22 protein-coding genes are annotated in these 19709 nt (G+C 66.9%); 11 read left to right on the forward strand and 11 right to left on the reverse strand.

The window, feature by feature from the left end:
- Positions 1-20 precede the first annotated feature (20 nt).
- Positions 21-1799, reverse strand: coding sequence for an ABC transporter transmembrane domain-containing protein (locus tag AC1DDA_RS16845; protein ID WP_476796607.1), 1779 nt, complete (start codon positions 1797-1799; stop codon positions 21-23).
- Between the two features lie 265 nt (positions 1800-2064).
- On the opposite strand from AC1DDA_RS16845, the gene rpmE reads away from it, so the two are divergent.
- A complete protein-coding gene (gene rpmE, locus AC1DDA_RS16850) occupies positions 2065-2301 on the forward strand; it encodes a 50S ribosomal protein L31 (protein WP_441510217.1) in 237 nt (78 codons plus the stop codon).
- Positions 2302-2494: 193 nt separating this feature from the next.
- Here rpmE and rcdA read toward each other — a convergent pair whose 3' ends face one another.
- Positions 2495-3025, reverse strand: coding sequence for a protease adaptor protein RcdA (rcdA, locus tag AC1DDA_RS16855; protein WP_476796608.1), 531 nt, complete (start codon positions 3023-3025; stop codon positions 2495-2497).
- Between the two features lie 373 nt (positions 3026-3398).
- On the reverse strand, positions 3399-3599 hold the full coding sequence (locus tag AC1DDA_RS16860) for a DUF1192 domain-containing protein (RefSeq protein ID WP_476796609.1): 201 nt from the start codon (positions 3597-3599) through the stop codon (positions 3399-3401).
- A 95-nt stretch (positions 3600-3694) separates the two neighbouring features.
- Here AC1DDA_RS16860 and AC1DDA_RS16865 point away from each other — a divergent pair, with 95 nt between their 5' ends.
- The 3 genes from AC1DDA_RS16865 to AC1DDA_RS16875 all read left to right on the forward strand — a co-directional run bounded on the left by AC1DDA_RS16865 (position 3695) and on the right by AC1DDA_RS16875 (position 6064).
- On the forward strand, positions 3695-4693 hold the full coding sequence (locus AC1DDA_RS16865; RefSeq protein WP_476796610.1) for an NAD(P)H-quinone oxidoreductase: 999 nt from the start codon (positions 3695-3697) through the stop codon (positions 4691-4693).
- A 2-nt stretch (positions 4694-4695) separates the two neighbouring features.
- Complete coding sequence (locus AC1DDA_RS16870; protein ID WP_476796611.1) at positions 4696-5163, forward strand: nuclear transport factor 2 family protein; 468 nt, start codon at positions 4696-4698, stop codon at positions 5161-5163.
- A 172-nt stretch (positions 5164-5335) separates the two neighbouring features.
- The gene (locus AC1DDA_RS16875) at positions 5336-6064 is read left to right on the forward strand and encodes a DUF1013 domain-containing protein (RefSeq protein WP_441510307.1); all 729 of its coding nucleotides are present in this window, start codon (positions 5336-5338) and stop codon (positions 6062-6064) included.
- Between the two features lie 99 nt (positions 6065-6163).
- On the opposite strand, the gene AC1DDA_RS16880 is transcribed toward AC1DDA_RS16875, so the two are convergent.
- Entirely contained in the window at positions 6164-8098 is a 1935-nt protein-coding gene (locus AC1DDA_RS16880; RefSeq protein ID WP_476796612.1) for a propionyl-CoA synthetase, read from the reverse strand.
- 175 nt (positions 8099-8273) lie between these two features.
- Between AC1DDA_RS16880 and AC1DDA_RS16885 the strand changes: the two genes are divergently transcribed.
- Positions 8274-9038, forward strand: a complete 765-nt coding sequence (locus tag AC1DDA_RS16885; RefSeq protein ID WP_476780329.1) for a sulfite exporter TauE/SafE family protein — start codon at positions 8274-8276, stop codon at positions 9036-9038.
- 170 nt (positions 9039-9208) lie between these two features.
- Entirely contained in the window at positions 9209-10837 is a 1629-nt protein-coding gene (locus AC1DDA_RS16890; protein ID WP_476796613.1) for an acyl-CoA synthetase, read from the forward strand.
- Between the two features lie 23 nt (positions 10838-10860).
- On the opposite strand, the gene AC1DDA_RS16895 is transcribed toward AC1DDA_RS16890, so the two are convergent.
- The 3 genes from AC1DDA_RS16895 to AC1DDA_RS16905 form a co-directional block, all read right to left on the reverse strand.
- Positions 10861-11328, reverse strand: a complete 468-nt coding sequence (locus tag AC1DDA_RS16895) for a YidB family protein (protein ID WP_476780369.1) — start codon at positions 11326-11328, stop codon at positions 10861-10863.
- 74 nt (positions 11329-11402) lie between these two features.
- On the reverse strand, positions 11403-11663 hold the full coding sequence (locus AC1DDA_RS16900; protein WP_441472934.1) for a GlsB/YeaQ/YmgE family stress response membrane protein: 261 nt from the start codon (positions 11661-11663) through the stop codon (positions 11403-11405).
- 201 nt (positions 11664-11864) lie between these two features.
- On the reverse strand, positions 11865-12053 hold the full coding sequence (locus tag AC1DDA_RS16905; protein WP_441472935.1) for a YdcH family protein: 189 nt from the start codon (positions 12051-12053) through the stop codon (positions 11865-11867).
- A gap of 229 nt (positions 12054-12282) precedes the next feature.
- On the opposite strand from AC1DDA_RS16905, the gene AC1DDA_RS16910 reads away from it, so the two are divergent.
- The 5 genes from AC1DDA_RS16910 to AC1DDA_RS16930 all read left to right on the forward strand — a co-directional run bounded on the left by AC1DDA_RS16910 (position 12283) and on the right by AC1DDA_RS16930 (position 15699).
- The gene (locus AC1DDA_RS16910) at positions 12283-12501 is read left to right on the forward strand and encodes a YdcH family protein (protein ID WP_441510311.1); all 219 of its coding nucleotides are present in this window, start codon (positions 12283-12285) and stop codon (positions 12499-12501) included.
- Between the two features lie 103 nt (positions 12502-12604).
- Complete coding sequence (gene purE / locus AC1DDA_RS16915) at positions 12605-13105, forward strand: 5-(carboxyamino)imidazole ribonucleotide mutase (protein ID WP_441510312.1); 501 nt, start codon at positions 12605-12607, stop codon at positions 13103-13105.
- On the forward strand, positions 13102-14202 hold the full coding sequence (locus AC1DDA_RS16920; protein WP_476796614.1) for a 5-(carboxyamino)imidazole ribonucleotide synthase: 1101 nt from the start codon (positions 13102-13104) through the stop codon (positions 14200-14202). Before purE ends, AC1DDA_RS16920 begins: the two co-directional genes overlap by 4 nt.
- A 169-nt stretch (positions 14203-14371) precedes the next feature.
- Entirely contained in the window at positions 14372-14605 is a 234-nt protein-coding gene (gene rpsU, locus AC1DDA_RS16925; protein WP_038359685.1) for a 30S ribosomal protein S21, read from the forward strand.
- 245 nt (positions 14606-14850) lie between these two features.
- Positions 14851-15699 carry a tetratricopeptide repeat protein gene (locus AC1DDA_RS16930; RefSeq protein WP_441510314.1) on the forward strand — a complete coding sequence of 283 codons (849 nt, stop codon included), beginning with the start codon at positions 14851-14853 and terminating at the stop codon, positions 15697-15699.
- Positions 15700-15712: 13 nt separating this feature from the next.
- On the opposite strand, the gene AC1DDA_RS16935 is transcribed toward AC1DDA_RS16930, so the two are convergent.
- The 4 genes from AC1DDA_RS16935 to AC1DDA_RS16950 form a co-directional block, all read right to left on the reverse strand.
- Complete coding sequence (locus AC1DDA_RS16935; protein WP_476796615.1) at positions 15713-16594, reverse strand: alpha/beta hydrolase; 882 nt, start codon at positions 16592-16594, stop codon at positions 15713-15715.
- Between the two features lie 81 nt (positions 16595-16675).
- Entirely contained in the window at positions 16676-18082 is a 1407-nt protein-coding gene (locus AC1DDA_RS16940; protein ID WP_441510316.1) for an NAD(P)(+) transhydrogenase (Re/Si-specific) subunit beta, read from the reverse strand.
- 3 nt (positions 18083-18085) lie between these two features.
- Positions 18086-18520, reverse strand: a complete 435-nt coding sequence (locus AC1DDA_RS16945) for an NAD(P) transhydrogenase subunit alpha part 2 (protein WP_441472943.1) — start codon at positions 18518-18520, stop codon at positions 18086-18088.
- A 17-nt stretch (positions 18521-18537) separates the two neighbouring features.
- Complete coding sequence (locus AC1DDA_RS16950) at positions 18538-19677, reverse strand: Re/Si-specific NAD(P)(+) transhydrogenase subunit alpha (RefSeq protein WP_476796616.1); 1140 nt, start codon at positions 19675-19677, stop codon at positions 18538-18540.
- Between the last annotated feature and the right edge of the window lie 32 nt (positions 19678-19709).

A 19709-nucleotide genomic window follows, 5' to 3' on the forward strand; every position in this document is an offset into this window, starting at 1 on the left:
GGCTGTTGTCTTCCTCTATCCTAGGCCACCTCGAGCCCGAACTGCAGCGCCGCCAGTCGGGCATAGAGCCCGCCGCGTGCCTTGAGCTCGGCATGCGTGCCTTCCTCGACGATGCGACCGTCTTCCATGACGAGGATTCGGTCGGCCGAGAGGATGGTCGCCAAACGATGCGCCACGACCAGTGTCGTGCGCCCCAGCATCAGCCGGTCGAGCGCATCCTGAACCGCCCGCTCGCTTTCCGAATCGAGCGCGCTCGTCGCCTCGTCGAGCAGCAGGATCGGCGCATCCTTGAGGATCGCCCGTGCGATGGCGAGGCGCTGGCGTTGCCCGCCCGATAGCGTGACGCCGCGCTCGCCGACGACCGTGTCGTAGCCCTGCGGCAGCGCACGGATGAACTCTTCAGCCGCCGCAAGCCGCGCCGCCGCCTCGACCTCCTCCCGCGAGGCGTCGGGACGGCCATAGGCGATGTTGTCCCGAACCGAGACGCCGAAGACGGTCGGCTCCTGCGGAACCAGCGCGAAACGCTCGCGCCAGATCTCCGGATCGGCCTCGGGGCCGGCAACGCCGTCGACGACGACGCGCCCGTCCTGCGGATCGTAGAAGCGCAGCGCGAGCTGCAGCACCGTGCTCTTGCCGGCGCCGGACGGTCCGACCAGCGCCACGCGCTCGCCCGGCCGCACGGAGAAGCTCAGATTCGAGAGCGCCGGGCCGACCCGGCTGGGATAGCTGAACGAGACGTTCTCGAAGGCGAGTTCGCCGAGCGATGGCTCCGGCATCGGCTTGGGATGCGGCGGCGCGGCTATCGCGGGCTTCAGGGCCAGGATCTCGCCGAGCCGGCCCGAGGCGCCGGCTGCCGCGCTGATGTCGCCATAGACCTCGGAGAGCTGGCCGAGCGAGCTTGCCGCCAGCACCGCATAGAGAATGAACTGCGAGAGCCGGCCGCCAGTCATCCGCCCGTCGAAGACCTCGGTCGCCCCCGTCCAGAGCACGCAGACGACGCTGGCGCTGACCAGGAAGATCGCAACGCCGGAGAGCAGCGCACGTGAGGCCGTCGCCTCCCGCGAGGCGGCATAGGCCCCGTCGGAGGCGGCTTCGAAGCGGGCCGAGGTCTGGCGGGCGGCACCGAAGGACTGCATCGTCCGGATCGCACCGACAGCCTCGGCGGCAAAGGCGGAGGCGTCGGCCAGCCTGTCCTGCGCTGCCCGCGCCCGGCGCCGGACCGTGCGGCCCGACAGCACCAGCGGGATCACGATCAGCGGGATCACGCCGATGACGATGGCTGATAGCCGCGGGCTCGTCGCCACCATCAGCCCGAGTGCGCCCAGCGTCATGATGACGTTGCGGAGCGCGATCGAGGCGGTCGAGGCGAAGGTGGACTTGATCTGCGTGGTGTCCGCAGTGAGTCGCGAGACGAGGTCGCCCGCCTTGCTCGAATCGAAGAAGGCCGGCTCCAGCCGCGTCAGGTGGCGGAAGACATCGGCGCGCAGCGACGAGACGATGCGCTCGCCGATGGTCATGACGAGATAGAAGCGCGCCGAACTCGCCAGCGCGAGCACGGCGACCACACCGATCAGCAGGATGAAATAGCTGTTGGCGAGCTGCCGCTCGCCGCCGGCGAAGCCGACATCGATGACGCGCCGCACCGCCATCGGCAGCACCAGCGTCGCCAGCGACGCGATCACCAACGCGACGAGCGCGAAGGCGATCCGCCCCTTCTGCGCACGCGCATAGGGCCAGAAGGTCGCGAGCGAGCGGAAGTCGGGACGCGCCTTCTTGTCGTTCTTGTCAGCCTCGGCCACGCGCCGAACCTCCTTCGTCTCGCGCGTGCGCACGCACGCTGTTTCAACCAATATCAATCTCGCTTCGTGAAGCCCATGAAGGCGAGCTTGGCAAACGACGCATCGCCGCAGGGGCCTGCGTCTTGCCGGTTAAGCTTGCGCTGAAGCCGTGGCTGCGATATGTGCACGCGACTTCACGACAGGCTCATCCGAATTCTTTCGACGGGCCGGGCAGGCCCGCCTGCTTGTCGATGCGCCCGTTTTTGTAAGCTTCGAGGATTTCGTCATGGCCAAGACCGGCATCCACCCCGACTATCACACCATCAAGGTCGTCATGACCGATGGCACCGAATATGCCACCCGTTCGACCTACGGCAAGGAAGGGGACACCCTCAACCTTGACATCGACCCCAAGACCCACCCGGCCTGGACCGGCGGCACCCAGCATATGCTGGACCGCGGCGGCCGCGTCTCGCGCTTCAACACGCGCTTCGCCGGCCTGGGCACCATCGGCAAGAAGTGATTTTCAGGCGTTTTGCCTTTTCGTCACTGATCTGAATCAAGAAAGCCCGGCCTCATCGGCCGGGCTTTTTCGTTCGGGATCCGGCTGTCAGGCCCGGCCCTGGACCCGGGCATCTCGGGACGCGACGGCGCTCCCGCCGGAGATTCGCGGATCGATGCTCCGCGAATGACGCGTTTCTTGCGGAAAAGCCTTCTTACCGCGCGAGCCCGAGCCGCGCCTGGAGGCTCGCCAGTTGGTCCTGGACGGGATTGCCGGCTTCGCGGCGGGTTTCCATCCCGGACATCTGGTTTTCGAGATGGCGCACGCGGGTCTGCAGCCGCAGCGAATGCGCCATCAAATGACGCAGGCGCTCCGGCAGCTGCGCGACGACATGCTCGGCCGGCGCGATCATCGGATCGCTGATCTTGATCTTGTTGTGCTCGGTCCTGGCCTGCTCGGCGGTGAGCTCGCCTTCGGCCACGGCGCGCTGGACCAGAAGCCAGGAGGCGATCTGCATCAGCCGCGTCGTCAGGCGCATGCTCTCGGTGGCATAGGTCAGAGCGATCTCGCGTGGCAGCGCCGCCGCCTCCTTGCGGCCTTCCCCGTCGAGATAGGCGGCGGTCTGCTCGACCAGCCCCATGCCTTCGCGAAACAACAGCATGAAAGCGTCCGAACGGACGAAACGGCGCGCAAAGGAAAGCGCGCCCTCCTCCGTCGGCGGATCGAGCAGCTGGGCATCGTTCATGCGGTGTCTCCCATCGGCACAAGCCCGTGCGCCTTTGGAACGCGCCACGGATCATGCCGCTGACGTGGCAAGGATAACGCCGATCGCGTTTCCGAACGCCGCTAAGATGTCGTTAACCTTAACGAGGCTACACCGCTATGGCGGAAACGAGGCCGAAGGCCCCTTCCGGCCACAAGCAGCGCCCCTCTCCACAAGAAGGCGTAGAGGTGCGCGAGAACAAAAAAAGAGCCGCCAAAGGCGGCTCGAAGGTCAACAGGGAGGCGTCAAACAGAGTGGGCAGGAGCCACTCGACATCCAGACAAACTGGATGATGCGATTCATACTTTGGAATCATTAACGCCCTCTTAACGGGCGTTTCTTTTTGACGCTTTTTTCAGGCGAGTTTCCGAAAGAACGCGTCCGCCGCGGAGCGGGACGCATCCTTGCGCGCCCGCGCTTCGGCCAGGCGTTCGATCTCGGCCTTCAGCGCGGCAATGCGCTCGTCGATCTCGGCGAGCGAGAGCATCGACAGGTCCTGGCCGATCTCATGCACGCTCTTCGGTTTGGGGCGATCGTCCTCCGGGAATATCGACATGGCGGCCTCGCATCTGCTCAAACTGCGCGCGGCAGGCTAGCCAACTTGCGGCGACAGTCACGCTGCGCCGCACCATGACGAAGGATGACGAGGCCATGACCCCCATTCCCGAGACGATGACGGCGATCGGCATCCCCGCCCCCGGAGGCCCGGAAGTCCTGCGCCCGGAGACCCGCCCCGTTCCGAATCCCGGCCCCGGCCAGATCCTGGTTGCCATCGCCGCCGCAGGCGTGAACCGTCCCGATGTGCTGCAACGCCTCGGCGGTTACACTCCTCCGCCCGGCGCCTCCGACATTCCGGGCCTCGAATTCGCCGGCACTGTCATGGCGCGCGGCGAAGGCGCGGAGCGTTTCAATGTCGGCCAGCAGGTCTGCGCCCTTGTTCCCGGCGGCGGCTACGCCGCATACGCCGTCGTCCATGAGAACAATGCCCTGCCTGTGCCGGAGGGCTTTTCGCTTATCGAGGCCGGCGCCGTCCCGGAGACCTATTTCACGGTCTGGACCAATGTCTTCCAGCGCGGGCGGCTGCAGGCGGGCGAGAGCTTCCTCGTCCATGGCGGCTCATCCGGCATCGGCACGACGGCAATCCAACTCGCCAAGGCCTTCGGCGCGACCGTGCTGGCGACGGCCGGCTCCGACGAGAAGTGCCGGGCCTGCCGCGATCTCGGCGCCGATCACGCCATCAACTACCGCACCGAGGATTTCGTCGCCGCGACCAAAGCCGCGACGGGCGGGCGCGGCGTCGACCTCATCCTCGACATGGTCGGCGGCGACTATATCGACCGCAACTACGAGGCTGCGGCCGATCAGGGCCGCATCGTCCAGATCGCCTTCCTCAACGGCCCGAAGGCGACAGCGAATTTCAGCCGCCTGATGCTGAAGCGCCTGACCCACACCGGCTCGACGCTGCGCCCCCGCACCGTCGCCGAGAAGGCGGCCATCGCTGCCGAACTGCACGAGAAGGTCTGGCCGCTGCTCGAGGCCGGGCGCTGCAAGCCGCAGATCCATGCTACATTACCGCTGGCCCAGGCCGCGGACGCCCATCGTCTGATGGAGTCCAGCGCCCATATCGGGAAGATCGTACTGACGGTGTAGCCATGCAGAGCGACGCGCCCACGCCGGACGATGACAAAAAGGCGATTGCCGAGCTGATCGCACGGCAGTTCGCCAGCCTCAGCTGGCGGCCGGGCGCGCCGGCCGATTGGGCCGCCTTCGGCGCCGACTTCCATGACGCCGCCATGCTCTACCCCTCCGCCCGCCCGGCCCGGCCGCGATCGCCCGCCGAGTTCGTCGCGCGGATGCAGGATCTCTCGCAGACGAGCCTGCGCTCCTTCGAGGAAAGCCCGCTCGGCATCGAGATCCGCGTCTTCGGCCATGTCGCCGTGGCAGTCGCAGCCTGCGAGGCCGTGGAGAACACCACCGAAACCGGCCGCACCGTCGAGATGATGCTGCTGGTCAAGGAGGCCGGTTCCTGGACGATCGTGGCGCAGGCCTGGGACAAGGCGACACCGTCCCGGCCGGTCCCGGATGCCCTCCTCTCGGCGTTTGGGCAGCCGCCGCAATGACCTGCAAATCCATGGACACTGGCCACGCCCTCGCCTATAAGGCGCGCCATCCTGCTCATCGTCGATGATTTGGATGGCCGGCCGAGGAGGCCGGTCGGCGCATGAGAGCTTTTGTCCGCGACCCTGCCTTGACGAGCCCGATCGGGCGCGAAGGCCTTCCAGGAGACGCCCCGTGTCACAAACCCCGCTGATGCCCAAAGCCACTGCGGTCTGGCTGGTCGAGAACACCTCTCTGACGTTCGAGCAGATCGCCGAGTTCTGCAAGCTGCATCCGCTCGAGGTGCGCGGCATCGCCGATGGCGAGGTTGCGGCCGGCATCAAGGGCCTCGATCCCATCACCTCCGGCCAGCTCACTCGCGAGGAGCTGGAGCGCGCCGCCAAGAATCCGAACCATCATCTGCGTCTCGCCGAACGCAAGGTGAAGGTGCCGGAGATCAAGCGCACCAAGGGCCCGCGCTACACCCCGGTCTCGAAGCGCCAGGATCGCCCGAACGCCATCCTCTGGCTGCTGCGCAACCATCCCGAGCTCAAGGACGCGCAGGTCATCCGCCTGATCGGCACGACCAAGTCGACCATCGCGCAGATCCGCGACCGCACGCACTGGAACGCCCAGCAGCTCACCCCGATCGACCCGGTCAGCCTTGGCCTGTGCTCGCAGATCGACCTGGACTTCGAGGTTGCCCGCGCCGCCAAGGACCGTCCGGCCGCGCTGGCCGAAGCCGGCTCGACCCTACTGTCCGCCGAAGAGACCACGGCTCCGGCACCCGCGCGCAGCGAAAGCCAGCCCTTCGCCGATATGAGCCGGCCGAAGCGCGAGGAAGAGGCGGCGATCGACGTCGATTCCGTCTTCGCCAAGCTGAAGCAGCTCAAGCGCCCGGCTGATGAGGACGACGAGGGCTGAGGCCCTGCCTCACGGCGTCATGCTCGGGCTTGGCCCGGGCATCTCTTCGACACGATTCTCGGGTCAGCGCTCCGCGCCGCCCGAGAATGACGGCGGTAGCTACCCGATCCCCCTGCCCTTCAGGACCACGCCGATCTCGTCGAGCACCCCAGCGTCCTCGATCGTCGCCGGCACGGCATAATCTTCGCCGTCGGCGATCTTCTTCATCGTCGCCCGCAGGATCTTGCCGGAACGCGTCTTCGGCAGCCGGTTCACCGTCACCGCGAGCTTGAAGGCCGCCACCGGCCCGATCCGTTCGCGCACCAGCGCGACCAGCTCCTTCTCGACCTCGGCCGGCGGTTGGCTCACGCCCGCCTTCAGCACGACGAAGCCGCAGGGCTGCTCGCCCTTGAGCGCGTCGCGAATGCCGACCACGGCGCATTCCGCCACGGCCGGATGCGCCGCCAGCACCTCCTCCATCCCGCCGGTCGAGAGCCGATGGCCGGCGACGTTGATGATGTCGTCGGTGCGGCCCATGATGAAGACATAGCCGTCCTCGTCGATGAATCCGGCATCCGAGGTGTTGTAGTAACCCGGATAGGCCGTCAGATACGCCTGCTTGAAGCGCTCGTCGTCGTTCCACAGCGTCGGCAGCGCGCCGGGCGGCAGCGGCAGCTTCAGCACGATCGCGCCCATCGTGCCCGGTTTCACCGGGTGGCCGACCTCATCGAGGCACTGCACGTCCCAGCCCGGCAGCGGAACCGTCGGCGAGCCGTGCTTCACCGGCAGCAGGCCGAGGCCCATCGGATCGCCGACGATGGGCGAGCCGCTCTCGGTCTGCCACCAATGGTCAATCACCGGCACCTTCAGCAGTTCCTCGGCCCATTTCAGCGTCTCGGGGTCGGCCCTCTCGCCGGCGAGGAAGAGCGCCCTGAACCGCGACAGGTCATGGCCGGCGAGGTACTTGCCCTCAGGGTCTTCCTTCCGGATGGCGCGGAAGGCGGTCGGCGCGGTGAACAGCACCTTGACGCCATGCTCGGCGATCACCCGCCAGAAGGCGCCGGGATCGGGCGTGCCGACCGGCTTGCCCTCGTAGAGCACACTGGTCGCGCCCTGGATCAGCGGCCCATAGACGATATAGCAGTGGCCCACGACCCAGCCGACATCGGAGGCGGTGAACATCACCTCGCCGGCCTTCACGTCGAAGAACTGATCCATTGTCGCCTTGAGCACCACCATGTGCCCGCCATTGTCGCGCACGACGCCCTTCGGCCGGCCGGTCGTGCCGGAGGTGTAGAGGACATAGAGCGGGTCGGTCGCGGCAACCTCGACGCAATCGGCCTTGCGCCCGGCTGCCTTCGCCGCCGCCACCAGCGTGCGCCAGTTCTTGTCGCGCGTCGCATGCATCGAGGCGTCGGCCTGCGGCCGCTGCAGCACGACGCAGGTCTGCGGCTTGTGCCGGGCCATCTCGATCGCGCCGTCGAGCAGCGGCTTGTATTCGACCACGCGCGTCGGCTCGATGCCGCAGGTCGCGGTCAGGATCACTTTGGGCTCGGCGTCGTCGATGCGCGTCGCGAGTTCCTTGGCGGCGAAACCGCCGAACACCACCGAATGCACGGCGCCGATGCGGGCGCAGGCCAGCATGGCGAAGGCCGCCTCCGGCACCATCGGCATATAGATGAGGACGCGATCGCCCTTGGCGACGCCGAGATCCTGCAGCACGGCCGCGAGCGTCGCGACCTCCTCCAGCATCTGGGCATAGGTGTATTTGGCCTTCGTCCCGGTCACCGGGCTGTCGTAGATCAGCGCGACCTGATCGCCGCGCCCGTCGCGCACATGCCGGTCCAGCGCGTTGAAGCAGGTGTTGCAGGTCGCGTCCGGAAACCAGCGGCCATAGATGCCGGCCGAGGCGTCGAATGCCTTCTGCGGCGGCTTGATCCAGTCGATACCCTCAGCGATCTCGAGCCAATAGGCATCCGGATCGGCCTGCCATCTCGCATAGGTATCGCGATAGCCCTCAGTGGGGCGGGCGGGTGCCGCATGGGAGCCATTCATCGGAAGCGTTCCTCTGCGCCGGGTTTCATCCTAAAGCCCCACAGCGAGCCGGCGATGGCGGGGCAGGTTTTGCAGGGAATCCTGCGCACTCCCCTCCGCCAGCGCAAGCGCGCAAACTTAAGACTTTCGCCCATCCCATTCTGCACCTCTCGGCTCTGCGGCGCAGCGTCACCCCATGTCCTTCGACCTCATCTTCTTCGCCGCCATGGTGCCGGCCGTCGTCTTGACGGGGCTGGCGAAGGGCGGCTTTTCGGGGCTCGGTCTGCTGTCCCTGCCGCTGATGGCCCTGGTCGTCTCGCCGGTGACGGCAGCCGCGATCATGCTGCCGCTGCTGATCGCGCAGGACGTGGTCTCGGTCTGGTCCTACCGGCGGGACTTCGACCGCCGCAATCTTGCAACCCTGGCGCCCGGCGCGCTGCTGGGCATCCTCCTCGGCTATCTGCTGGCGGCGAAGGTCTCGGACGCGGCCGTCGTTCTCGCCGTCGGGCTGATCTCGGTCGGCTTCGCGTTGCGCCGCATGCTGAGCGACGGCACGAAGCCCGCCGCTGCCACCAAGGCGAATTGGAGCGCGGGCGGCATCTGGGGCTTCCTCTGCGGCTTCACCAGCATGGTCGCCCATGCAGGCGGCCCGCCCTTCCAGATCTACGTCATGCCGCAGAAGCTCCCGCCCGCCGTCTTCGTCGGTACCGGCGCGATCTTCTTCGCCGCGATGAACTGGGTGAAGATCATCCCCTATCTCGCGCTCGGCCAGCTCAGCAGCCAGAACCTCATGGCCTCCGTCGCGCTGCTGCCTTTCGCCATCGCGGCGACCTTTGCCGGGGTCTGGCTGGTCCGGCGGGTTCCGGCCGAGCGCTTCTACGGCATCGTCTACTGGCTGCTGCTGCTCGTTGGCGCGAAGCTGGTCTTCGACGGCGTGCGCGACCTGCACCTTCTCGGCTGATTCCACGTCGACCCTCGTCCTGAGGAACAAGCGCAGCCTGCGTCTCGAAGGACGAGGGCTTGCAACGTGCCGCCCCGGTCCGCGCGATTGCGCCGCATCGGAAAAAGGGATGGATTACGCAAAGGCGCTCCAGCCGCTAAATCTGGCGCGCTTGCGTGGAAGGTTTTCCGATGACCCGTTCGGCCTATGACACCGATCTCGACCGCAACCCGGCGAATTTCCAGCCGCTGACGCCGCTTCCTTTTCTTGAGCGCGCCGCCGCGGTCTTCCCGGGCCGCACCGCGATCATCCACGGCCCGCTGCGCCGCTCCTATGCCGAGTTCTATGCCCGCTCGCGCCGGCTTGCCTCCKCGCTGGCGAAGCATGGCATCGGCAAGAACGATACCGTCGCGGCCATGCTGCCGAACACGCCGGCCATGCTCGAATGCCATTACGGCGTGCCGATGGCCGGCGCCGTGCTCAACACGCTGAACACAAGGCTCGACGCCGCGATCATCGCCTTCTCGCTCGACCATGGCGAGGCCAAGGTGCTGATCTGCGACCGCGAGTTCTCGAAAACGATCAAGGAGGCGCTCGCGCTCTGCGAGGCGAAGCCGCTGGTCATCGACTATGACGACCCGGTCTATGACGGCCCCGGCGAACGGCTGGGCAGCGTCGAATACGAGGATTTCGTCGCAGGCGGCGACCCGGATTTCGCCTGGCAGATGCCGTCAGACGAATGGGACGCCATCGCGCTCAACTACACATCCGGCACCACCGGCGACCCGAAAGGCGTGGTCTATCACCACCGCGGCGCCAACCTGCTCGCCACTTCCAACGTCATCACCGGCAATATGGGCCGGCATCCGGTCTATCTCTGGACGTTGCCGATGTTCCACTGCAACGGCTGGTGCTTCCCCTGGACGATCTCGATCGTCGCCGGCACCCATGTCTGCCTGCGGCAGGTCCGCGCCAAGGCGATGTTCGATGCGCTTGCCGACCATGGCGTCACCCATCTCTGCGGCGCGCCGATCGTCATGTCGGCGCTGCTCAACGCCACGCCTGAAGAGCGCCGCGACTTCCCGCAGACGGTGTCCTTCTTCACTGCAGCAGCGCCGCCGCCCGAGGCTGTGCTCGCCGGGATGAAGCAGGCCGGATTCGAGGTCACCCATCTCTATGGACTGACCGAGTGCTACGGCCCCTCCGTCGTCAACGACTGGAACGACGATTGGGACGTGCTTTCCCCCGCCGATCAGGCTGCCAAGAAGGCGCGCCAGGGCGTGCGCTACCCCGCGCTGGAAGGGCTCGACGTGCTCGATCCCGAGACGATGCAGCCCGTCCCGCGCGACGGCCAGACGCTCGGCGAGGTGATGATGCGCGGCAATGTCGTGATGAAGGGCTATCTCAAGAACTCGAAATCGACCGGGGCCGCCTTCAGCGGGGGCTGGTTCCACACCGGCGACCTCGGCGTGCGCTATCCCGACGGCTACATCCAGCTCAAGGACCGCTCCAAGGACATCATCATCTCCGGCGGCGAGAACATCTCCTCGATCGAGGTCGAGGACGCGCTCTACAAGCACCCCGCCGTGCAGGCCGCGGCCGTGGTGGCCAAGCCGGACGAGAAATGGGGCGAGACGCCCTGCGCTTTCATCGAGCTGAAGCCGGGCCAGACCGCAACCGAGGCCGAGATCATCGCCTGGTGCAAGGAGCACCTCGCCTCGTTCAAATGCCCGCGCACGATCATTTTTGCCGAGGTCCCGAAGACCTCGACCGGCAAGATCCAGAAATTCCGGCTTCGCGAAATGGCGCGGGCGCTCTGACCGGCCCGCGCGGTAGATCGGCGTCAGCTGCGGCCCAGGCGACCATCCGGGGTGTAGCGATCGACGGCTTCCGGCAGGATCTTTGACAGACGTGCCAGCAGATCGTCGCGCGACAGCCCGGTCTGGCGGGCGATCGCATCGATGACCTGCGGGCCGAGAGCCTGTTCCAGCTCGTTCGGCGCAACCTGCTCGTTCGGCCCCTGGCTCACCCAGGAATCAGCCTTCTGGCCTTGCCCCGACTGGTTGAAGCGGTCGACCAGTTCGCCTAGGCCGTTGTTGAGCACCGCGCCGACACCGCCCGCCCCGAGCAAGCCGCCGAGGCCGCCGAGAAGTCCGCCGCCCTCCTGCGGCTGTGCCTGCGCCTGCCCTTGTTGCGGCACGGGCGAGGGAATCTGTCCCGGCTCGGGCTGGCCGCGACCGCCGAGCCACTCGGCGATCTTGTCGCGGTTCTGGAAGCCCGCCACGGCCAGAAGACCGAGCAAGGCGGTCATGGACGGGAAGCCGCTGCTGCTGTTGTCGTCACTCACGGCAATCACTCCTCTGTCCTGGAATAGGCACGCGTGGATCAGACCGCACGATTGCGGCCGGATAGGGCGCCCCAGATGACGAGCACGACGATCGCGCCGACGACGGCGCCGATCAGCCCCGCGCCTTGGCCCGGCGCGTACCAGCCGAGCGCTTGGCCGAGATAGGTCGCCACGATGGCGCCGACGATGCCGAGGATCGTGGTCAGCACGAAGCCGGAGGGCTCGTTCGATCCCGGCATGATGAACTTGGCGACGACGCCGGCAATGAAGCCGATGATGATGGTCCAGACGATGCCCAAGGCTACCTCCCCTTTGCACGAACGCCCGGCCTCAACGGCTGACTGAGCAAGATGTTCCGGCGCGCTTGCGTCATCCTGTTGACGGCCCTGTGCGAGGACGGCGTCGACAAAAAAACCGGCCCCTTTCGGGGGCCGGCTCATCCGCATCGTCGAACTCTGGAATCGTCGAATCCTTGGCGGGCTGGCTCGCCCGCTCTGGCCTCAATGCAAGGTGCGCACCGGCATCGTCTGCCTTACGCGCTCGATCTCATCCTTCAGTTGCAACTTCTTCCGCTTCAGCTCGGCAACGCTGAGGTCGCTTGAGGACGGGCTCAACACGGCCTGCGCGATCGCATCTTCGAGCTGACGGTGCTTGCGCTCAAGTTCCGCAAGACGGGTTTGCAACGACATCTGGATCCTCCTGATGAGCGGTTGACGTCTCAATCTTACATAGAGCCGGCTTCACGTCTTCCCTGGGATGTCACACGGCATTCATGAGATTCTGTGATCCTTGCCTGCTCCTTCTCGGAAAGCCGTGAATAGGACGACCTTCCGGCCTTCGTGCCGCAGCGCGCGCTCTTGCAGGGCGCGCTGCGGCGAAGGCATAGTCGCGCCCAAGTGCGGCGATGATGAGATGGCCATGGGATTCGAGCTCAGCCCGGAAGAGGTCGAGACCTTCACCGCGGAGCTGGCGCGGCTGCGCGAGGAGCACCGCGATCTCGACAGCGCCATCGATGCGCTGGAGCGGGTCGGCTCGGTCAATCAGATCCAGGTGCAGCGGTTGAAGAAGCGCAAGCTTTACCTGAAGGACCGCATCGCTCAGATCGAGGACGCGCTGACGCCCGATATCATCGCCTGACGCGATGCCTTTTCCGGCAGCGCAGGCCCGATTCGCCCTTGCTTACCGGGCGCCGGACGGTCTAGATCGCGCGCTTCCGTAAGCGGAGCCTTGAGCGCATTCCATGGCCGAGACCAACCCTCCCGTCGCCATCATCATGGGCAGCCAGTCCGACTGGGCGACGATGCGCCATGCCGCGGAAGCGCTCGACGCGCTCGCCATTCCCTATGACGCCCGCATCGTCTCGGCTCATCGCACGCCGGAACGTCTGTTCGCCTTCGCCAAGAGCGCCAAGGCCGAGGGTTTCAAGGTGGTGATCGCCGGTGCCGGCGGGGCCGCCCATCTGCCGGGCATGACGGCGTCGCTGACGCCGCTGCCGGTCTTCGGCGTCCCCGTCGAATCCAAGGCGCTCTCGGGGCAGGACAGCCTGCTCTCCATCGTGCAGATGCCGGCGGGCATCCCGGTCGGCACGCTCGCCATCGGCCGGGCCGGCGCCGTCAATGCCGCCCTGCTCGCCGCTGCCGTGCTCGCGCTTTCGGACGCGAAGCTGGCCGAGCGGCTGGATGCCTATCGCGCCCGCCAGAGCGCCGCCATCGCCGAGCGCCCCAGCAGCGAGGACGCATGAGCCCGCCCGTTCCCACCGGCCTTGCGCCGGGCGCCATGCTCGGCATCCTCGGCGGCGGCCAGCTCGCCCGCATGATGGCGCTCGCCGCGGCCGATCTCGGCATCCGCTGCCACATCTTCGCACCGGAGACGGACAGCCCGGCTTTCGACGTCGCCGCCCGCCACACCGTCGCCGAATATGAGGACGAGGCCGCGCTCGCCGCCTTTGCCGCCGCGGTCGACGTCGTGACTTACGAGTTCGAGAACGTTCCCGCCGCGACCGCCGCCTTCCTCGCCGGCCGCACCCCGCTGCATCCCGGCGCCCGCGCGCTCGCAGTGACGCAGGACCGCCTGACCGAGAAGAGCTTCGTCGCGGATCTCGGCCTGCCCGTCGCGCCCTTCCGTGCCGTCGATTCGCTGGCCGATCTGGAAGCTGCCGCCGCCGAGCTCGGGCGCCCCTGCGTGCTCAAGACCCGGCGTTTCGGCTATGACGGCAAGGGCCAGGTCAAGATCGCGCCCGGCAGCGATCTCGGCGAGGCCCACGAAGCGATCGGCCGCTTTCCCGCGATCCTGGAAGGCTTCGTGCCCTTCGTCCGCGAGGTCTCGGTTGTCGCGGCCCGCGGCCTCGACGGCGCCTTCGCCGCCTTCGACGTTTGCGAGAACGAGCACCGGGACCACATCCTCGCCTTCACCCGCGTCCCCGCGAATCTCTCCGCCGGAGTTTCCGACGCCGCCATCGATGCCGCACGCCGCATCGGCGAGGCCCTGGGCTATGTCGGCGTCTTCGCCGTCGAGATGTTCGTGCTGCAGGAAGGCGACACCGAGCGCGTCGTCGTCAACGAGATCGCCCCGCGCGTCCACAACTCCGGGCACTGGACCAGCGAAGGCGCTGAGACATCGCAGTTTCACCAGCATGTCCGCGCCGTCTGCGGCTTTCCGCTGGGCTCCGCCACACGCCGCGGCCATGTCGAGATGGAGAATCTCATCGGGGATGCCGCGCTGCGCTGGCGCGAAATCCTGGCCGAGCCCGGCGCCCATCTGCATCTTTACGGCAAGCGCGACGCCCGCCCCGGCCGCAAGATGGGCCATGTCACGCGCATCACCGGCAACGGTGTCTAGGCATTCGGCGCAGCGCCGGTCTTAAACCGCCGCGAACCCCGATTTTCAGGGGTTTGGAGCGTGGACAGGCGAAATGAATTCTGCTATCGGCACAAAACTTCGAGCGATGTGCCTCGTGCCGTCGCCGGCCCTCATTTTTGGATCAACCCGCTAAGGACGGACGTTTCACGTGCAGGTTCTCGTTCGCGACAACAATGTCGACCAGGCTCTCCGCGCTCTCAAGAAGAAGATGCAGCGCGAAGGTATCTTCCGTGAGATGAAGCTCCGCGGTCACTACGAGAAGCCCTCCGAGAAGAAGGCGCGTGAGAAGGCCGAGGCCGTCCGCCGCGCCCGCAAGCTCGTCCGCAAGAAGCTGCAGCGCGAAGGCCTCCTGCCCGCGCCGGTGAAGCCGAAGCGCCCCTGATCGGTTCCCGGGCGGCCATTGCGCCGTCCAGGACCCAGGGCCGATAGTGAAACGCGCCTGGAGCCCCCTCCGGGCGCTCTTGCTTTTCAGCCACGTTAACCAAGTTTTGGCGGGTTTCAGGCGTTCTCTTCCGCGAGGCGCTGTCGGTTGGGGAGCGCAGAGACGCCGTGTCCGGCCTCGTGCCGGATGAGCCTTCCGCGCGGAGGCCGCGCGGCAGGCGAAGCACGGAACCAAAGAGGCAGAGCATGACCCGAGGCAGATATTGGCTGGCGGCAGCCGGCATGGCGCTTGCGCTCGCAGGATGCGACACCGTTTCCGGCCTCTCCTCGCAGCCCGCTATCGCAGAGCTCGACACCCGCGATACCGCCGATGCCAACGTCAATATCGGCTCGCTGACAGAGGTCATCAGCCGCAATCCCAACGATCCCGGCGCCTACAATCTTCGCGGTGCGGCCTATGCCCGCGTCGGCCGCTTCTCGGACGCGATCGGGGACTTCACCAAGGCGGTCCAGCTCGATCCGAACCTCGCCTCCGCCTATACCAATCGCGGCCTCGCGCTGCGCCAGAGCGGCCGCAACGACGCCGCGCTGGCCGATTTCAACCGCGCCACCACCGCCAATCCGAATTATGGGCCGGCCTATGTCGCCCGCGCCAACCTGCTGCGCCAGCAGGGCAACAGCCAGCAGGCCATCGCCGACCTCAACACCGCGATCCGCCTCAATCCGGAAGCGGCCGAAGCCTTCCACGCACGCGGGCTCGTCTACCAGAAGGAAGGCCAGCACCAGCACGCGGTCACCGATTTCGATGCGGTGATCGACCGGAACCCCTACACCGCGCCGCCCTATATCGCCCGCGGCCAGAGCCTGAACGCGCTCGGCAAATACGACGCCGCGCTGGAGGATTTCACCGCCGCGCTCAATGTCGACAATCGCAATGCCGACGCCTGGGCCGGACGCGGTTTCGCCTTCGAGAAGCTCGGCAAGAAGACCGAGGCCTCCGAGGCCTATCAGCGTGCGCTCAGCCTCGACGGCAACAACGCCCAGGCTCGCGCAGGTCAGTCCCGTCTCGGCGGCGGCGGCTTCTTCCGCAGCTGAGCACGGCGCGTGATCACGGCGCGGAGCCGGCCTTCGTGGCCGGCTCGCCCACTATCCGTGTTTCAGCTTCACCCAGCCTGCCTTCCGCGACATCGGCGAGGAAGCGTCGCACCTCGGCAAGCGAGCCGTATTGCGGCAGATCCTGGTGCCCGCCATCGGGAAAGCGCAGGAAGCGCTTTGGCGGATTGGCGAGTTCATAAAGCGCTCTGCCCTGAGCGAAGGGAACGATCTTGTCCCGCTCGCCATGCATGATGAGCAGCGGCACTTTGATCCGCCCGATGACCTCGTCCGAGCGGAACTGGTCCTTCATGAATGATCCGACCGGGGCGTAAGGATAGCGCTCCTGCGCGACGGCGGCGGTCGAGAGGTAAGGCGCCTCCAGCACGACGGCACGGAGCGGCACCTCCGCCGCCAATTTCAGCACCACGCCGCTCCCCAGCGACTCGCCGTAGCCGACGAGCCGCGCCGTGCCGAAACGGTCTGCGGYAGCGCCATAGGCTGCCCTTGCATCCTGCAGCAAACCGTCTTCGCTCGGGCTGCCGGTGGAGCCGCCATAACCGCGATAGCTCACCGCAAAGAGCCCGGTGCCATCCTCCGTCAGCGCCCGGAAGCGCGCCACCCGGCCGGGCCGTGCGAGATTGCCGGCATTGCCGTGGAAGTAGAGCAAGACCGGCTTGCCGGCCCGCGGCGGCACGATCCAGGCAATCAGCCGCTCGCCATCGGCCGTCGCGATGGTCGCCGCCTCAGCCGCGACGAGTCCGGCCGAGGTGATGTCCATCGGCACGGGGTCGCGCGGATACATCAGCTCGCGCTGCTGGACATAGAGCAAGCCAAGCAATCCGAGATAACCGGCGAGGCCGAGGCCGAGGATGAACTTCACAAGCCGCAGGAGCATCACGAGGCAGGCCGCGAAAAGCGAAAGGGCCGGCGATGAAGCCGGCCCTTTGCAGCAATCCGATGACGGCGGCGCCTAGTCTCAGTGCGCCAGCGCCTTGACGATCTCGTCGGTGACCTTCTTGGCGTCACCGAACAGCATCATCGTGTTGGGCCGGAAGAACAGCTCGTTCTCGACTCCGGCATAGCCAGCCGCCATGCCACGCTTGATGAAGAGCACGGTCTTGGCCTTCTCGACGTCGAGGATCGGCATGCCGTAGATCGGTGAGGCCTTGTCGGTCTTGGCGGCAGGATTGGTCACGTCATTGGCGCCGATGACGAAGGCGACGTCGGCTTGGCCGAATTCAGAGTTGATGTCCTCGAGCTCGAAGACCTCGTCATAGGGCACGTTCGCCTCGGCCAGCAGCACGTTCATGTGGCCGGGCATGCGGCCTGCGACCGGATGGATGGCGTATTTGACCTCGACGCCTTCTTTCTTGAGCAGATCGGCCATCTCGCGCAGCGTGTGCTGAGCCTGCGCCACCGCCATGCCGTAGCCCGGCACGATGATGACCTTGCCGGCGTTCTTCATGATGTAGGCAGCGTCGTCGGCCGAGCCCTGCTTCACCGGGCGCGCCTCGACTGCGCCGCCAGCGCCGGCCGCGGCATCGTCGCCGCCGAAGCCGCCGAGGATGACCGAGATGAAGCTCCGGTTCATCGCCTTGCACATGATGTAGGACAGGATCGCGCCGGACGAGCCGACCAGCGCGCCGGTGATGATCAGCGCCATGTTGCCGAGCGTGAAGCCGATGCCGGCAGCTGCCCAGCCGGAATAGGAGTTCAGCATCGAGACGACGACCGGCATGTCGGCGCCGCCGATCGGGATGATCAGCAGGATGCCGAGCGCCAGYGAAACCACAACGATCAGCCAGAAGACCGCGTGGCTCTCGCTCTTGATGAAGACCGCGAGCAGCACCACCAGCGCGATGCCGAGGCCGATATTGATGCCATGGCGCTGCGGCAGCATGATCGGCTTGCCGCTCATGCGCCCGTCGAGCTTGAGGAAGGCGATGATCGAGCCAGTGAAAGTGATCGCGCCGATCGCGACGCCGAGCGCCATCTCGAACAGGCTCGAGCCATGGATCGCGCCGGCGCGGCCGATGCCGAAGGCGTCCGGCGCATAGAGCGCCGCCGCCGCCACCAGCACCGCGGCGAGGCCGACCAGCGAGTGGAAGAAGGCGACGAGCTGCGGCATCTGCGTCATCTGCACGCGCTTCGCCATATAGGCGCCGACGCCGCCGCCGATGGCGATGCCGACGACAACCAGCAGCCAGCCGGAGAAGCCGGCAGGCGGGAAGAACAGCACGGTCGTGACGATGGCGATGGCCATGCCGATCATGCCGTAGCGGTTGCCCTGGCGCGAGGTCGTCGGGTGCGACAGGCCGCGCAGGGCCATGATGAAGAGGACGCCGGAGACGACGTAGAGCAGGGCCGAGAGGTTCGCAGTCATGCGTCAGCCCTTCTTCTTGTACATCGCGAGCATGCGCTCGGTGACGAGGAAGCCGCCGAAGATGTTCACCGAGGCAAGGATCAGCGCGATGAAGCCGAAGAGCTTGGCCCAGATCGGCCCGTCTCCCAGCGCATCCGCCGCCGAGACGCCGACCGCCAGCAGGGCGCCGACGACGATGACCGAGGAGATCGCGTTGGTGACCGACATCAGCGGCGTGTGCAGCGCCGGCGTCACCGACCAGACGACGTAGTAGCCGACGAAGACGGCGAGCACGAAGATGGCGAGGCGGAACACCGTCGGATCGACGCCGCCCGTCGCGATGCTGGCGGCGGCGGCGGCCTGGTCGGCATAGCGCTCTGCAAGCTCGGCCGCCTGTTTGGCGAGAGCGGCCGCGTTGCGGGCCTGTTCCAGAGCCTGCTCGGGAGAGGGAGTTGCCATGGTCGGAATTCCTTCGCTCAGGCCTTCGGCGCGAAATTCGGATGGATGACGGCGCCGTCCTTCGTCAGGGCGGTTGCTTTCACCAGCTCGTCGTCCCAGTTCACCGCGAGCTTCTTCTCGGCCTTGTCAATCAGCGTCTCGACAAAAGCGAAGAGGTTCTTGGCGTAGAGCGAGGACGACGTGGCCGGCAGGCGTCCGGGAACGTTGAGGTGGCCGACGATCTTGACGCCGTTCTCCGTCGTCACGACCTCGCCGGGCTTGGCCAGCTCGCAATTGCCGCCGCGCTCGACCGCGAGGTCGACGATCACGGACCCGGGCTTCATGCTCTCGACCATCGCCGCCGAGATCAGCTTGGGCGCCGGGCGGCCCGGGATCAGCGCAGTGGTGATGACGATGTCCTGCTTGGCGATGTGGCTGGCGGTCAGCTCAGCCTGCTTCGCCTGATACTCCTTGGACATCTCCTTGGCGTAGCCGCCGGCAGTCTGCGCCTGCTTGAACTCCTCGTCCTCGACGGCGAGAAACTTGGCGCCGAGCGATTCGACCTGTTCCTTGGTCGCGGGGCGCACGTCGGTGGCGGTCACGATGGCGCCGAGGCGGCGCGCGGTCGCGATCGCCTGCAGGCCCGCGACGCCGACGCCCATAATGAAGATCTTCGCGGCCGGCACGGTGCCCGCCGCTGTCATCATCATCGGCAGCGCCCGGCCATATTCGGCCGCGCCGTCGATCACGGCGCGATAGCCGGCAAGGTTCGCCTGCGACGACAGCACGTCCATCACCTGGGCGCGGGTGATCCGCGGCATGAACTCCATGGCGAAGGCAGCGACCTTGGCCTTGGCCAGCGCCTCGACCTGCGCCTCATTGCCGTAGGGGTCCATCGTCGCGATGACGAGCGCGCCCGCCGGCAGCCCGGCGATCTCGGCCTCGGATGGGCGCCGCACCTTCAGCACGATGTCGCCGCCGTTCAGCGCCTCCGTGGCCGTCTTCGCGATGGTCGCTCCCGCTGCCTCATACTCCGCATCGGGAATGCCTGAGGTTTTGCCCGCCCCCGCCTCGATCACCACCTCGGCGCCGAGGCCTCTGAACTTGCGGACGGTCTCCGGCGTCGCGGCGACGCGGGTTTCCGCCCCTTGCGTTTCGGCTGGGACAGCAATGCGCATGGTGGGGCAGGCCTTTCCGGCGTTATGGGAAG

The organism is Allobosea sp. 10N428 (genome assembly GCF_056394545.1).